The sequence below is a fragment of the uncultured Bacteroides sp. genome (assembly GCF_949298305.1).
GTDB lineage: Bacteria > Bacteroidota > Bacteroidia > Bacteroidales > Bacteroidaceae > Bacteroides.
In genome coordinates this window covers 1-14,880 of record NZ_CASFWU010000088.1, presented here as the reverse complement: position 1 = coordinate 14,880, position 14,880 = coordinate 1, and the positions used below count along the sequence as shown (strand labels likewise).

The following is a 14,880-nucleotide window of genomic DNA, read 5'->3' as shown; positions in this document are numbered from 1 at the left end:
ATAGGAGAGAAGGATATGGAAGAGAATATAAGCCAGATTGAACGGGAAAATGCTGAAAAGGAAATGATAGAACAGGCGTTTCAGGAGTTGCTGAACGACTATTTGGCAACCAAGCACCGCAAACGTGTGGAAATCATCACCAAAGCCTTCAACTTTGCCAACCAGGCACACAAGGGCATCAAGCGGCGCTCGGGCGAGCCATACATCATGCACCCGATAGCCGTGGCCAAGATTGTGTGCAACGAAATCGGCTTAGGCTCTACCTCCATCTGTGCCGCCCTGCTGCACGACGTGGTGGAGGACACCGACTACACGGTGGAGGACATTGAAAACATTTTCGGTCCCAAGATAGCCAAGATTGTAGACGGGCTGACCAAGATTTCGGGCGGCATCTTCGGCGACCAGGCATCGGCACAGGCCGAGAACTTCAAGAAACTGCTGCTCACCATGAGCGACGACATCCGCGTCATCCTCATCAAGATAGCCGACCGTCTGCACAACATGCGCACGCTGGGGTCCATGCTGCCCAACAAGCAATACAAGATTGCAGGCGAGACCCTCTACATCTACGCACCGCTGGCCAACCGACTGGGCTTGTACAAGATAAAGACCGAACTGGAGAACCTGAGCTTCAAGTACGAGCACCCGGAAGAATACGCCATCATCGAAAAGAAACTCGGAGCCACCGCCTCCGAACGCGACCAGGTATTCAAGGACTTTACCGCCCCCATCCGGGTGCAGCTGGACAAGATGGGCCTGAAGTACCGCATCCTGGCCCGTGTGAAGTCCATCTATTCCATCTGGAACAAGATGCAGACCAAGCACGTGCCCTTCGAGGAAGTGTACGACCTGCTGGCCGTACGCATCATCTTCGAACCACGCAGTCCGGAAGAAGAGCTCAACGACTGCTTCAACATCTACGTATCCATCTCCAAAATCTACAAGCCTCACCCCGACCGTCTGCGCGACTGGGTCAGCCACCCCAAAGCCAACGGCTACCAGGCCCTGCACGTCACGCTGATGAGCAACAACGGCCAATGGATTGAGGTTCAGATACGCAGCGAACGCATGAACGACGTGGCCGAACAGGGATTTGCCGCCCACTGGAAGTACAAGGAAGGAGGCGGCAGCGAGGACGAAGGCGAACTGGAAAAATGGCTGCATACCATCAAGGAGATATTGGACGACCCTCAGCCCGACGCCATCGATTTTCTGGACACTATCAAACTGAACCTTTTTGCATCGGAAATCTTTGTGTTCACACCCAAAGGAGAAATCAAGACCATGCCGCAGAACTGTACGGCACTGGACTTTGCCTTCTCCCTGCACACCGACATAGGCAGCCATTGCATCGGCGCCAAGGTCAACCACAAGCTGGTTCCCCTCAGCCACAAGCTGCAAAGCGGCGACCAGGTTGAAATACTCACATCCAAATCGCAGCGTGTGCAGCCCGAATGGGAAGTGTATGCCACCACGGCCCGCGCACGCAACAAAATAGCCTCCCTGCTGCGCAAGGAAGCTAAGACCCATCTGAAAGAAGGAGAAAAAATACTGGAAGAGTTCCTCCAGAAGGAAGACATCCCCAAGGATGACAGCGCCCTGAACAAACTGGCAAGACTGCACAACGTGAAGAACCACGAAGAGCTGCTCATTGCCATCGGAAGCAAGAAAATCATATTGGGAGACGCTGACCGGAACATTTTCAAGGCAAAGCCCGGCGGCTGGAAGAAGTTACTGAAATTCCCCTTCGGAAACAAGGAAAACAAGGAAAACGAAACGCCGCAGGAAGGAAACGCACCGCAAGAAAAAATAAACACCAAGCAGATACTGAAACTGACAGAAGAAGCCATCAAGAAAAATTACATCATGGCAGAATGCTGCCATCCCATACCGGGCGATGACGTACTGGGCTACGTGGACGACCAGAACCGCATCATCATCCACAAACGGCAATGCCCGATAGCAGCCCGACTGAAAAGCAGTTACGGCAACCGAATCATTGCTACGGAATGGGATATGCACAAGCAACTCTCATTCCTGGTAACCATCTACATCAAGGGCATAGACTGCATGGGACTGCTGAATGAAGTGACCCAGGTCATTTCACGCCAGCTGAACGTAAACATCCGCAAACTGACCATCGAGACCAACGACGGCATCTTTGAAGGAAAAATCCAGCTGTATGTACACGATGTGGACGATGTGCGCACCATCTGCAACAATCTGAAGCTGATTCAGAACATCAAGCAGGTGACACGCATCGAAAACTGAAGCGTCCGCCCCGCTCCATCAACCGGCCGGAATCATTGGCCCGCTTCCTCCGTGTTGTCCTCGGACGAGAAGGCATCCAGTGCCTCCTTCATGCCGACCAGTTCTTCACGAATGGCCCGCAGGCGGTCTACAATCTCAAAATTGCGCAGGGTAGCTTCCTTGTTGTCCTTCATGCGCTGACGGGCACCGGGCAGTGTCATGCCCCGTTCTTTCACCAGGTGATAAATCAGCTTGAGCGTCTCGATGTCTTCCTTGCGGTATTGCCGCACCCCCCGGCCCGCCTTCTTTGGACTGAGTTGTGGAAATTCCTTCTCCCAGAAGCGGAGCAGCGACTCGTTCACGTCGAACATTTTGGCCACTTCGCTGATGGAATAATACAATTTCAGGTTCTTGTCGGTATTCAGCATGGCTTCCGATTATTGGTTGTCAATAAAAAAAAACGGCTTCTCAATCGAGCATCTTTCCGTGGTTCTCGGCAATCTGAATCATGCGGTCGTAGTCTTCGGCACTCAGGTCCATGAAGTAGTAGTTGACCGGATTGACCACCTGCCCTTTCACATGCACCTCGTAGTGCAGATGAGGTCCGGTACTCTTGCCCGTACTGCCTACACCGCCAATCACTTCACCGCGCACCACCTTCTTGCCCAGCTTGGTGCGGAACTCCTTCAGGTGGGCATACCACGTCTGGTAGCCGAACCCGTGGTCGATGATGATGACATTGCCATAGCCCGTCTGCCACCCCATCTTCACTACCGTTCCGTCGCCCGTGGCGTAGACATCCGTTCCGAGATTGGCCGAAAAGTCCATGCCGGAGTGGAAACGCGTGGTGCCGTAAATGGGGTCAATGCGGGTGCCGTAGCCCGAAGCGGTCTTTTTCAGGTCCTTGTTGGAGATGGGCTGGATGGCAGGGATGCAGCGCAGCATCTCGTCGTGTTTCTTGCACATCTCCACCACATCGTCAAAAGAGCGCGACTGGATATACAGCTGCTTGGTCAGCATATCCAGCTTCTGGGTCGTATTGACAACCAGCTCGGCATCGGCCAGGTCCATCAGATGCTCGTAACGGTTGGTTCCCCCATAGCCCGCACGGCGGATGGCATCGGGAATGGGATCGGCCTGAAAGATAACCCGATAAAGATTGTCATCACGCTGCTGGATGTCCTGCAATACGCCCATTGCCTCGTCCAGCCTCCGCGAAAGCACATTGTACTGCGCCTGAAGCCGGCTGTTTTCTTTCCGCAGTTCTTTCTCGGAAGGAGAACCGAACACCAGCAGCAGAATGATGAAGCAACCGGCACCCAGTCCCATCCCAATGAACAACCGGCGCAGATAGCTCATTGCCCGCTGACGGATAGTGGGATAAATCCGGTCATAAGTCTGGGTCTGTGGATTGTAAACGTAGTAAACTTTGCGCATCTTTTGGAAATATTTCGCTTGACGATGAGGCAAAAGTAATAAAAACAAGTTATCTTTGCGCAGTTTTTTTGAGTTTTTAAGTTATTGAATCCTTGAGCTTTCAAGTCCGGCAGCCTGCAATCTGACGGACAACGGCAAAAACGCCTTGAAACGGACTGACTTGAAAACCCAAAAACCACAATTCCTCGAAACTTAAAAACTTGAATAAAATATGCTGACTGCAAATGAAATCAGAGACTCGTTCAAGAGTTTCTTCGAGAGCAAAGGACACCAGATTGTGCCTTCGGCTCCGATGGTAATTAAAGACGACCCTACGTTGATGTTCACCAACGCGGGAATGAACCAGTTCAAAGACATCATCCTGGGCAACCACCCGGCCAAATACAAAAGAGTGGCGGACTCGCAGAAATGCCTCCGCGTAAGCGGAAAGCACAACGACCTGGAGGAAGTGGGACACGACACGTACCACCACACCATGTTCGAGATGCTGGGCAACTGGTCGTTTGGCGACTATTTCAAGAAAGAAGCCATCTCCTGGGCCTGGGAATATCTGGTAGACATCCTGAAAATCAATCCCGAGAACCTTTACGCCACCGTCTTTGAAGGAAGTCCTGAGGAAGGGCTGAGCCGCGACGACGAGGCAGCCTCCTACTGGGAACAGTTCCTGCCCAAAGACCACATCCTGAACGGCAACAAGCACGATAACTTCTGGGAAATGGGTGACACAGGTCCCTGCGGCCCGTGCTCGGAAATCCACATCGACTCCCGCTCGGAAGAAGAAAAAGCCAAGGTTCCCGGCCGCGAACTGGTGAACAAGGACCATCCGCAAGTGATTGAAATCTGGAACCTCGTGTTCATGCAATACAACCGCAAGGCCGACGGCAGCCTCGAACCGCTTCCTGCCAAAGTAATTGATACAGGTATGGGCTTCGAGAGACTGGTACGCACCCTGCAAGGCAAGACTTCCAACTACGATACCGACGTGTTCCAGCCCATGCTGAAGGCCATCGGCGAACTGAGCGGCAAACGGTACGGCGACGACGAGAAGTCAGACATCGCCATGCGCGTGATTGCCGACCACATCCGCACCATTGCCTTCTCCATCACCGACGGCCAGCTGCCCGGCAATGCCAAGGCCGGTTACGTCATCCGCCGCATTCTGCGCCGTGCCGTCCGCTACGGATACACGTTCCTCGGACAGAAGCAGGCCTTCATGTACAAGCTGCTGCCCGTGCTTATTGAAAACATGGGTACTGCCTATCCCGAACTGAACGCACAGAAAGACCTGATTGCCAAGGTCATCAAAGAGGAAGAGGAATCCTTCCTCCGCACACTGGAAACAGGTATCCGCCTGCTGGAAAAGACCATGGCCGAAGCCAAGGCAGCCGGCAAGACCGAAATCAGCGGCAAGGACACCTTTACACTGTACGATACTTTCGGCTTCCCGCTCGACCTGACCGAACTGATTCTGCGCGAGAACGGCATGACGGCCGACACCCAGGAATTCGATGCCGAAATGCAACAGCAAAAGCAACGCGCCCGCAACGCCGCCGCCGTAGAAACCGGCGACTGGATTACACTGAAAGAAGGTACCACCGAATTTGTGGGCTATGACTATACCGAATACGAGGTTTCCATCCTGCGCTACCGCCAAATCAAGCAGAAGAACCAGACTCTGTACCAGATTGTACTGGACTACACACCGTTCTACGCCGAAAGCGGTGGACAGGTGGGCGACACCGGCGTGCTGGTGAACGAATTTGAGACCATCGAAGTGATAGACACCAAGAAGGAGAACAACCTGCCGATACACATCACCAAGAAGTTGCCGGAACACCCCGAAGCACCGACCATGGCCTGCGTAGACACCGACAAACGTGCCGCCTGCGCCGCCAACCACTCTTGTACCCACCTGCTGGACGAAGCCCTGCGTACCGTGCTGGGCGACCACATAGAGCAGAAGGGTTCGCTGGTAACACCGGACTCCCTGCGCTTTGACTTCTCTCATTTCCAGAAGGTGACCGACGAAGAAATTCGTCAGGTAGAGCACCTGGTCAACGCCAAGATACGTGCCAACATCCCCTTGAAGGAATACCGAAACATCCCCATCGAGGAGGCCAAAGAACTGGGAGCCATCGCCCTCTTCGGCGAAAAATACGGCGACCACGTCCGTGTCATCCAGTTCGGTTCGTCCGTTGAGTTCTGTGGCGGAACCCACGTCGCAGCCACCGGCAACATCGGCATGGTCAAGATTGTATCCGAGAGTTCTGTAGCAGCCGGAGTACGCCGCATCGAGGCTTACACGGGAGCCCGTGTAGAAGAGATGCTGGACAACTTCCAGGACACCTTGCGCGACCTGAGAGCCCTCTTCAACAATGCACCGGACCTGTCAGGTGCCATCCACAAGTACATTGAAGAGAACGCCGGACTGAAAAAGCAGCTGGAAGAATATATGAAAGAAAAGGAAAGCCAGCTGAAGGAACGACTCCTGCAAAGCATCAAGGACGTGAACGGCGTGAAGGTCATCAAGTTCTGTGCCCACATGATGCCCGCCGAAACCATCAAGAACATTGCCTTCCAGCTTCGTGGAGAAATCACGGAGAACCTGTTCTTCGTGGCCGGTACCGTATTTGAAGGCAAGCCGACACTGACCGTCATGCTGAGCGACAACCTGGTAGCCGGCGGACTGAAAGCAGGCATGCTGGTGAAAGAAGCTGCCAAGCTGATGCAGGGCGGCGGCGGCGGTCAGCCTCACTTCGCTACTGCCGGCGGCAAGAACCCCGACGGCGTAAGCGCCGCTGCGGACAAGGTGCTGGAACTGGCAGGAATCTGAATTATTAGCTACGAGCTACAAGCTACGAGTGACGAGTTGTAGAAAAATGGGGGCACTTCAGCTTGTAGTTTGTAGTTCAAACTTGTAGCTCATAACTCGTAGCTTGTAGCTTACTTGTTGCTCGTAGCTTAATCACTTGTAGCTCTAAAAAAATGGCATTCACTCCGAAACAGAAACAAGTCACGACGGCCTTCATCGGGGCCGGTTATCGGGGCAAACAACTGCTGCGGCTGTCACGGAAGATTCCCTTCTTCCGCTTGACAGCCGTTGCCGACCCCGGACTGACCGAAGCCGAAGCTGCCGGTCTGACCTGCTACAACCGGAACGAGGATGCCTTTCTGGAAATGCTGGACGAACAACGTCCGGAGCTGGTCTTCATAGCCTCGCCCTGGCAATGCCACGTGAAGCACGCCCTGCAATGCGTGGAAAGAGGATGTCACGTGGCACTGGAAATCAAAGGCGGCCTCAGCATTGACGAGTACCAGCCTCTGATTGAGCTGGCCCGAAAGCGCAACTGCCGGGTCTACCCGCTGGAGAACACCCTCTTCATGCGCGAGAACCTGGCCGTCTGCAACCTGGTGCAGGCCGGACTGCTGGGCGAGATTGTCTACATGCGCGGCGGCTACCGGCACGACCTGCGCGACATGCTGCTGGACGATGCCGGCAACATCGGCAACCGCGAAAAGACCGAAAGCGTCTGGCGGAGCCGCTTCTATCAGGAAGAGAACGGCGACCTCTACCCCACCCACGGCCTGGCCCCGCTCTGCATGATAGCGGGCATCAACCGCAAGGAACGGATACAGTCTCTGACCTCGTTTGCCTCGAAGGCGGTGGGCATGAAGCAACGCATCAGGGATTTGAGGGGAGACCTGCAACAGACGGTCAAGACGGGAGACATCATCGTCACCCAGCTGCGGACCGAAAGCGGCATCCTGATTTCGCTGACCCACGACACCACCCTGCCCCGCCCGCGCAGCCTGGACTTCGAGATACAGGGCACCAAAGGCATCTGGCAGGGAGAGCAACGGCAGATTTACATCGAAGGAAGCAGCCCCTACGAGCAGTGGGAGCCTGACGGGAAATACGTGGAACGCTACAACCACCGCTACTGGCAGCTGTGGGGCGAAGAGGCCTTGCAGACCGACACCCACCACCGGGGCATGGACTTCATCATGCTCAAAGCGCTGGAAGCCGACCTGAAGGGAGAAGCCATCTATCCGGCAACGGCCGACGACCTGGCTCTATGGACCTCTGTCAGCCCGTGGTCCAAGCGGTCCATTGCCGAAGAGCGGACTATCAAATTCTTTTAAACACCGCAAGCGGCAGCTTGCTGAAATCCGAACAATTCACACAGAAAACAGATAGATATGGGAGCAGGAAAATGGATTGGCGGCATCATCGGCTTCATGGCCGGCGGACCGCTGGGAGCCTTGGCAGGATTCGCACTCGGCTCTTTGTTCGACACCAGCCTCGACGTGTCGGGCACTTATCAAAGTACAGGAAACACCACAGACAACTCGTATGCCGGACAGCGGAACAGTTTCCTTTTCTCCATGCTGGTCATGGCTTCGTACATCATCCGTGCCGACGGACGCATCATGCACAGCGAAATGGAGTTCGTCCGACGCTTCCTGCGTGTCAACTTCGGCGAGGAAGCCGTCAGCGAGGGACAGCAGATTCTGCTCAACCTCTTCGAGGAAAGCAAGCAGATGGATGCCCGCGACCCGCAGGCCTTCCAAAACACCATCCGCGACTGCGGCGCCCAGATAGCAGCCAACCTCTCCTACGGCGAACGGCTGCAACTGCTGGACTTTTTGGTCAACATTGCCAAGAGCGACGGCAACGTGTGCCAGGCCGAAATTGAAGCCCTGAAGGAAGTGGCGCTCTACATGAGTCTGTCTGCCCAGGAAGTGGAATCCATGCTCAACATGGGCGGCAACTCGCTGGAAGAGGCCTACAAGGTGCTCGAAGTCAGCCCCTCGGCCACCGACGACGAAGTGCGCGCCGCCTACCGCCGCCTGGCCCTGAAGCACCACCCGGACAGGGTGGCCACGCTGGGTGAGGACATCCGCAAGGCTGCCGAAGAGAAGTTCCAGAACATCAACAACGCCAAGGAGCAGGTATATAAGGCCAGAGGAATGAAGTAAGCGCATGTCTAAAAATCAAAAGAGATTGAGACATCCTGTTATTTTTAGGTACGGAAAACACAAAGAAGAACGGGGAAGGATAAAAGCATCTGCAACTTCCAGGTTATTCCGTACCTAAAGAAAAGCAGTCCCTTCATTTGATACACTCTACTCGGCCCCAAACCTTTTGCCTGCACCTTTGTTACCTTTAAATCATATACCATTGAACTTATGTTTGCAGACCTGCTACAATCATCCTACTTCGCCCTGTTCCTCATCGTGGCGCTGGGCTTCATGCTGGGCCGGATTAAAATCAAAGGCCTGTCGCTCGACGTGTCGGCCGTCATCTTCATCGCCCTGCTGTTCGGACACTTCGGAGTCGTCATCCCCAAAGAACTGGGCAACTTCGGACTGGTGCTCTTCATCTTCACCATCGGCATACAGGCGGGACCGGGCTTCTTCGACTCGTTCCGCAGCAAGGGCAAGACGCTGATACTCATCACGCTGCTCATCGTCAGCTCGGCCGCGCTCACGGCCGTGGGCCTGAAATATGCCTTCGGCATCGACACGCCCAGCACCGTAGGACTGATAGCCGGCGCGCTGACCAGCACACCGGGACTGGCCGTCGCCATCGACAGCACCCACTCTCCGCTGGCCTCCATCGCCTACGGCATAGCCTATCCTTTCGGCGTCATCGGCGTCATTCTGTTCGTCAAGCTGCTGCCCCGCCTCATGCGCATCGACCTGGACCAGGAGGCCCGCAAGCTGGAGAAGGAACGGCGCGGCGAGTTTCCCGAACTGACCACCTGCCTGTTCCGCGTCAGCAATCCGGTGGTGTTCGGCCGCAGCCTGGCGCAAATCAACGCACGCTCCATGACGGGTGCCGTCATCTCGCGCCTGAAGCACCAGGACGACATTTCCATCCCCACCGCCCACGCCGTCCTCCACGAGAACGACTACATACAGGCCGTGGGCAGCGACGAGTCGCTCAACCAACTGTCCATTCTGGTGGGCGAACGCCTGGAAGGCGAACTGCCGCTGGCCGACACACAAGAAATCGAATCGCTGCTGCTCACCAAGAAAGACATGATAAACAAGCAGCTGGGCGACCTGAACCTGATGAAGAACTTCGGCTGCACCGTGACGCGTGTCCGCCGCAGCGGCATCGACCTCTCCCCCTCGCCCGACCTCGCCCTGAAGTTCGGCGACAAGCTGACGGTGGTGGGCGAAAAGGAAGGCATACAGGCAATGGCCCGCCTGCTGGGCAACGACACCAAGAAGCTGTCCGACACGGACTTCTTCCCCATCGCCCTGGGCATTGTGCTGGGCGTGCTGTTCGGCAAGCTGAACATCTCGTTCTCCGACTCGCTCTCCTTCTCGCCCGGCCTGACCGGCGGCATCCTCATCGTGGCGCTGGTGCTGAGCGCCGTGGGCAAGACCGGCCCCGTGCTGTGGTCCATGTCGGGCCCCGCCAACCAACTGCTGCGCCAGCTGGGCCTGCTGCTCTTCCTGGCCGAAGTGGGTACCTCGGCCGGACGGACGCTGGTGGCCACCTTCGAGGAGAGCGGCTGGCTGATGTTCGGCATCGGCGCCGCCATCACCCTGGTGCCCATGCTGGTGGCCGTGCTGGCCGGATGGTTCGTGTTCAAGATCAGCATCCTCGACCTGCTGGGCACCATCACCGGAGGCATGACCAGCACGCCGGGACTGGCCGCCGCCGACTCCATGACGGACAGCAACATTCCGGGCGTGGCCTACGCCACCGTCTACCCCATTGCCATGGTCTTCCTGATTCTGTTCATCCAGATTATTGCCAATGCGGTGATATGATTAATGGTTAATGGTTAATGGTCAATGGTTAATGGTCAATTTTTTATGTTTCGCAAGTGCGAATTGAAAATCGGCGAAGCCAAAGTTGAAGGTGTTAAAGGAGTGAAAAGGAAGCCTTCTCCAGCTCCCCCTCGAAGGGGGAAGGTGATAGGCGAAAACATAAAGTATTTTAATAAGGTGCCGTTGGAAACGGCTCGCTACAAACGCCTTGTCAACTCGTCAACTTGTTACTCGTCAACTGCAACTTGAGCTTGCGAAAGTTGAGTTAAAAACAAATAAAACCATGGAAAAGAGAACTACTTCAAACCGAATCACCGAACTGAAGCCGGGCGAAATCTTCGTCTTCGGCAGCAATCTGCAAGGCTCCCACGGCGGAGGTGCCGCCCTGCTGGCCTGGAAAAAGTGGGGAGCCGTGTGGGGGCAGGGCAACGGACTGCAAGGCCGGACCTACGGCATACCCACCATGCACGGCGGACCTGCCGAAATCAAGCCTTACGTAGACGAGTTCATCGCCTTCGCCCGGGAGCATCGCGAACTGACGTTTCTCGTCACCGAGATAGGCTGCGGCATCGCCGGATTCCGCCCCGCCGACATCGCCCCCCTCTTCAGGGATGCCGTCAGCGTGGAGAACATCCACCTGCCTCAACGCTTCTGGGAGGTGCTGAAGGCAAAGTAAAGGCGCGAACGCCGACGGCCCAACGCCACCAGCATGCAGGCCAGCGAGCAGAAGGCGCAGACCACGAAGGTGATGCCCGTGGAAGAAAGGATGTTGCCCATGCCCACCAAAGGCGAAACGACACCGCCGGCGGCAAAGCACACCGCTCCCAGCAGAGCCGAAGCCGTGCCCGAATGCTCGCGCTGGCTCTCCATGGCCAGCGCCGTGCTCGAGGTGAATGTCATGCCCATGCTGAACAGCAGGCACAGCATCAGCCCCTCGTACACCCAGAAGCTGCATCCCGACACAAGAGCCGCACACTGCACCACGGACACGACGGCCATGCCGCAACAGCCCGCCAGCGTGCAGCTTTCCGGCCGGTGGAACTTGACAGACAGGGCGGCCGCCACGCCAATGGCCAACGCATTGACCCCGAAACAAAGGCTGAAGGCGAAGGCCGAAAAGCCGTAATGCTGCTGCACGATGAAGGGCGAAGAGGCGATGTTGGCAAACAGCACGCCTTGGGCAAAAGCCATCTGGAGGACGTAGCACACGTAGCGACGGTCGCGCAACACGGTGCCGAAGCTGCGGAACGTGTCGGCCCACCGCTCGGCCGAACGCAGCTCGCGGGGCAGCGACTCGCGGAAGCGCATGCACCCCGCCAGCAGCACGATGCCCAGCCCGAACAGAATCCAGAAGATGCCCTGCCACCCTATCAGGTCGGTCAGCAGGCCGCCCGCAATGGGAGCCGCCACAGGCGCCACGCCATTGATGGCGCCGATGACCGCCAGCATCTTGGCCAGCTCGCGCCCGGCATACTTGTCCGTAGCTACCGAACGCGAAATGACGATGCCGCCCGCGCCCGCAATGCCCTGCACGAAGCGGAAGGCAACGAACTGCCCGATACTCTGCGAGAACAGACACAACAGGGTGGAAGCGATAAAGAGCCACATGGCCACCAGCAGAGGCAGACGGCGGCCATAGCGGTCGCTCAGCGGGCCGAAGAACAACTGCCCCACGGCCAGACCTATCATGCTGGTCGTCAGACCCAACTGCACCATCGAGGAAGTGGTGCCGAAATATTCGCCCATCGAGGGCAGGCTGGGCAGGTACATGTCGGTAACGAACGGACCGAAAGCGGTCAGCATACCCAGCAGTATCAACAAAAACACTTTGGAATTTTCTTTTACCATAAACCAATTTCACTTAAAAGCGCGGCAAAGTTACGACGAATTCCAACGACATGTAACACTTGCCCATATCCCCTATCACCCTTTTTGGAAAACATTTTCAGAAGTTAACAGGGGGTGACGGAAAGGCTTCAGGACTCCTGGATACGCCGTCAGACGGTTTCACTTTCGCCTACGTTACATTTCACTTTTCTCCATGTTACATGCAGCCATCTTTCACCCGCAAAAAGAGTTGCCCGAAAGCCGCAGGGCAGCATCACTTTCCTACATAAGCGGTGAAGGCCGAAGGTTCACCGCAAACCGCAGGGTATCAGTGCCGAAGATTCGGATTGTAAGCGTGAAGGCAGTCCGGAGGAAACAGAAAAATAGCGTGTGTGAAGGCTCTTTCTCCCGCACACAGCCGACCGTTAGCGTCTCCACGGCAGGATGAAGGCAGTGTCTGGAGACAGTCGTCCGCCGTGCAAGCACCGTCCGCGAGCCGTGCAAGCATGAAGGAAGAGCCATGCAAGCACGGAAGAAGAGCCATGCAAGCATGGTGCGGAGCCTTCATCCGCTACAGTCTCATCCGTATTCAAGCTCCTTCACCACTTTTTCCCATCAGACAGGATGCGGTTCGGAAGAGGACAAATCGAAAAACTGCGTTTTTCATTGGGCGCTCCGCTCACCTTTCGCTATTTTTGGATAAAATAGGATGCGGTTCGGGAGAGGACAAATCGAAAAACTGCGTTTTTCATTGGGCGCTCCGCTCACCTTTCGCTATTTTTAGATACTGCGTTTTTCATTGGGCGCTCCGCTCACCTTTCGCTATTTTTAGATAAAATAGGATGCGGTTCGGGAGAGGACAAATCGAAAAACTGCGTTTTTCATTTGCCTCTCCGCTCACCTTTCTCTATTTTTGCACCAGTCAAACCAAAGCAAGGACCACAGACATGCAATACCAACTCACTGCCCCCGCCGCACTGCGCGCCACCGTGCAACTGCCGGCCTCGAAAAGCATCAGCAACCGTGCGCTCATCCTCCACGCCCTGTCGGGAGGCAGCACCCGCCCCGAGAACCTGAGCGACTGCGACGACACGCAGGTGATGATACGCGCCCTGGACCACATGCCCGACGTGATAGACATCCACGCCGCCGGCACGGCCATGCGCTTCCTCACCGCCTACCTCAGCGTGACGCCCGGCACGCACACCATTACGGGCACCGAGCGCATGCGTCAGCGCCCCATCCGCATTCTGGTGGATGCCCTGCGCGCACTGGGCGCAGACATCGAGTATGCGGGCAACGAGGGCTTCCCGCCCCTGCGCATCGGCGGCACCCGCCTCGCGGGCAGCAGCATAGCGCTGGCAGGCGACGTCAGCTCGCAATACATCTCGGCCCTGCTGATGATAGGCGCCGCGCTGCCCCAGGGACTGAACCTGCAACTGACGGGCCACATCATTTCCCGCCCCTACATCAACCTGACGCTGCAACTGATGCGCGACTTCGGCGCACAGGCCGGGTGGACGACGGAGAGCAGCATTGCCGTGGCCCCCGGCGGCTACCGCGACACGCCCTTCCGCGTGGAGAGCGACTGGAGCGCTGCCTCCTACTGGTATCAGATGACCGCCCTTGCTCCGGGCAGCCCCGAAGTGGAACTGCTCGGCCTCTTCGCCCGCAGCCATCAGGGCGACAGCCGCGGCGCCGAACTCTTCGCCCGCCTGGGCGTGCAGACGGAGTTCACCCCTCAGGGCGTAAGGCTCAGCAGGCAGGGCGAACCGGCCGGACGGCTGGACGAGGACCTGGTGGAAATCCCCGACCTGGCGCAGACCTTCGTCGTCACCTGCTGCCTCATGGGCGTTCCCTTCCGCTTCGGCGGCCTGCAAAGCCTCAAAATCAAGGAGACCGACCGCATCCATGCCCTCATCACCGAACTGAGGAAACTGGGTTACGCCATACACGCCGAGCAGGACAGCATCCTGTGGTGGGACGGCGAGCGCTGCCCCGCCGACGCACAGCCCGCCATCGACACCTACGAAGACCACCGCATGGCCATGGCCTTCGCCCCCGCCTGCCTCGTCCGCACGGACATCCGCATCAACGACCCGCACGTGGTCAGCAAGTCCTATCCCCGCTACTGGGACGACCTGCGCGCGGCGGGATTCGGCATCACGGAGCACACGGAAGGCCGATAAAGAGCGGTGTGTTTCCGCTTTTTTAAGTCCGCCGTGCCCCTCCATGCCCAATTTCTGTGTATCTTTGCAGCGTTCTATATATAAATAAGGTATGTGGATACTCATTGTTAGTCTGATAGTCCTGGCCGGAGTGGCCGCCGTGGCCGGCATGATACGTAACCGCCGCCTGCGCCGGCAGGTGGAGAGCGGCGAACTGGAAGCCATGCCCGAGGTGGTGCAGGTGGACTCGGAATGTTGCGGCCAGCACGAGGTGTGCGAGAAAGAAAGCCTGCTGGCGGCCGTCAGCAAAAAAGTGGAATACTACGACGACGAAGAACTGGACCAATACATCGGCACGGCAGGCGATGCCTATACGCCCGAACAGGAGGACGAGTTCCGCGACGTGTTC

11 protein-coding genes are annotated in these 14,880 nt (G+C 56.7%); 8 read left to right on the top strand and 3 right to left on the bottom strand.

The genetic code is table 11. The features are described from left to right. Positions 1-15: 15 nt before the first annotated feature. Entirely contained in the window at positions 16-2,271 is a 2,256-nt protein-coding gene (locus Q1Y74_RS11190) for a RelA/SpoT family protein (protein ID WP_300814414.1), read from the top strand. A gap of 32 nt (positions 2,272-2,303) precedes the next feature. Here Q1Y74_RS11190 and Q1Y74_RS11185 read toward each other — a convergent pair whose 3' ends face one another. Together Q1Y74_RS11185 and Q1Y74_RS11180 are read right to left on the bottom strand one after the other, a co-directional pair. Beyond that, positions 2,304-2,678 (bottom strand): MerR family transcriptional regulator, encoded by a 375-nt coding sequence (locus Q1Y74_RS11185; protein ID WP_300814413.1) that lies wholly within the window; start codon positions 2,676-2,678, stop codon positions 2,304-2,306. 40 nt (positions 2,679-2,718) lie between these two features. Next, positions 2,719-3,687: a M23 family metallopeptidase gene (locus Q1Y74_RS11180; protein ID WP_300814412.1), complete on the bottom strand. Its 969-nt coding sequence runs from the start codon at positions 3,685-3,687 to the stop codon at positions 2,719-2,721. Between the two features lie 211 nt (positions 3,688-3,898). Here Q1Y74_RS11180 and alaS point away from each other — a divergent pair, with 211 nt between their 5' ends. From alaS to Q1Y74_RS11155, 5 genes are all read left to right on the top strand, one after another. After that, the gene (gene alaS, locus Q1Y74_RS11175) at positions 3,899-6,520 is read left to right on the top strand and encodes an alanine--tRNA ligase (protein WP_300814411.1); all 2,622 of its coding nucleotides are present in this window, start codon (positions 3,899-3,901) and stop codon (positions 6,518-6,520) included. Between the two features lie 152 nt (positions 6,521-6,672). Further along, positions 6,673-7,830 carry a Gfo/Idh/MocA family oxidoreductase gene (locus tag Q1Y74_RS11170; protein ID WP_300814410.1) on the top strand — a complete coding sequence of 386 codons (1,158 nt, stop codon included), beginning with the start codon at positions 6,673-6,675 and terminating at the stop codon, positions 7,828-7,830. A gap of 57 nt (positions 7,831-7,887) precedes the next feature. Beyond that, entirely contained in the window at positions 7,888-8,667 is a 780-nt protein-coding gene (locus Q1Y74_RS11165; protein ID WP_300814409.1) for a DnaJ domain-containing protein, read from the top strand. Positions 8,668-8,877: 210 nt separating this feature from the next. After that, positions 8,878-10,476 carry a TrkA C-terminal domain-containing protein gene (locus tag Q1Y74_RS11160; protein WP_300814408.1) on the top strand — a complete coding sequence of 533 codons (1,599 nt, stop codon included), beginning with the start codon at positions 8,878-8,880 and terminating at the stop codon, positions 10,474-10,476. A 283-nt stretch (positions 10,477-10,759) separates the two neighbouring features. Continuing rightward, positions 10,760-11,152, top strand: a complete 393-nt coding sequence (locus Q1Y74_RS11155) for a hypothetical protein (protein WP_300814407.1) — start codon at positions 10,760-10,762, stop codon at positions 11,150-11,152. On the opposite strand, the gene Q1Y74_RS11150 is transcribed toward Q1Y74_RS11155, so the two are convergent. Continuing rightward, positions 11,119-12,324 carry a multidrug effflux MFS transporter gene (locus Q1Y74_RS11150; RefSeq protein WP_300814406.1) on the bottom strand — a complete coding sequence of 402 codons (1,206 nt, stop codon included), beginning with the start codon at positions 12,322-12,324 and terminating at the stop codon, positions 11,119-11,121. The genes Q1Y74_RS11155 and Q1Y74_RS11150 overlap by 34 nt on opposite strands. Before the next feature lie 926 nt (positions 12,325-13,250). On the opposite strand from Q1Y74_RS11150, the gene Q1Y74_RS11145 reads away from it, so the two are divergent. Both Q1Y74_RS11145 and Q1Y74_RS11140 read left to right on the top strand, forming a co-directional pair. After that, positions 13,251-14,492, top strand: a complete 1,242-nt coding sequence (locus tag Q1Y74_RS11145) for a 3-phosphoshikimate 1-carboxyvinyltransferase (RefSeq protein ID WP_300814405.1) — start codon at positions 13,251-13,253, stop codon at positions 14,490-14,492. 91 nt (positions 14,493-14,583) lie between these two features. Then, on the top strand, positions 14,584-14,880 hold a 297-nt coding region (locus Q1Y74_RS11140), incomplete at its 3' end, for a phospholipase (protein ID WP_300814404.1).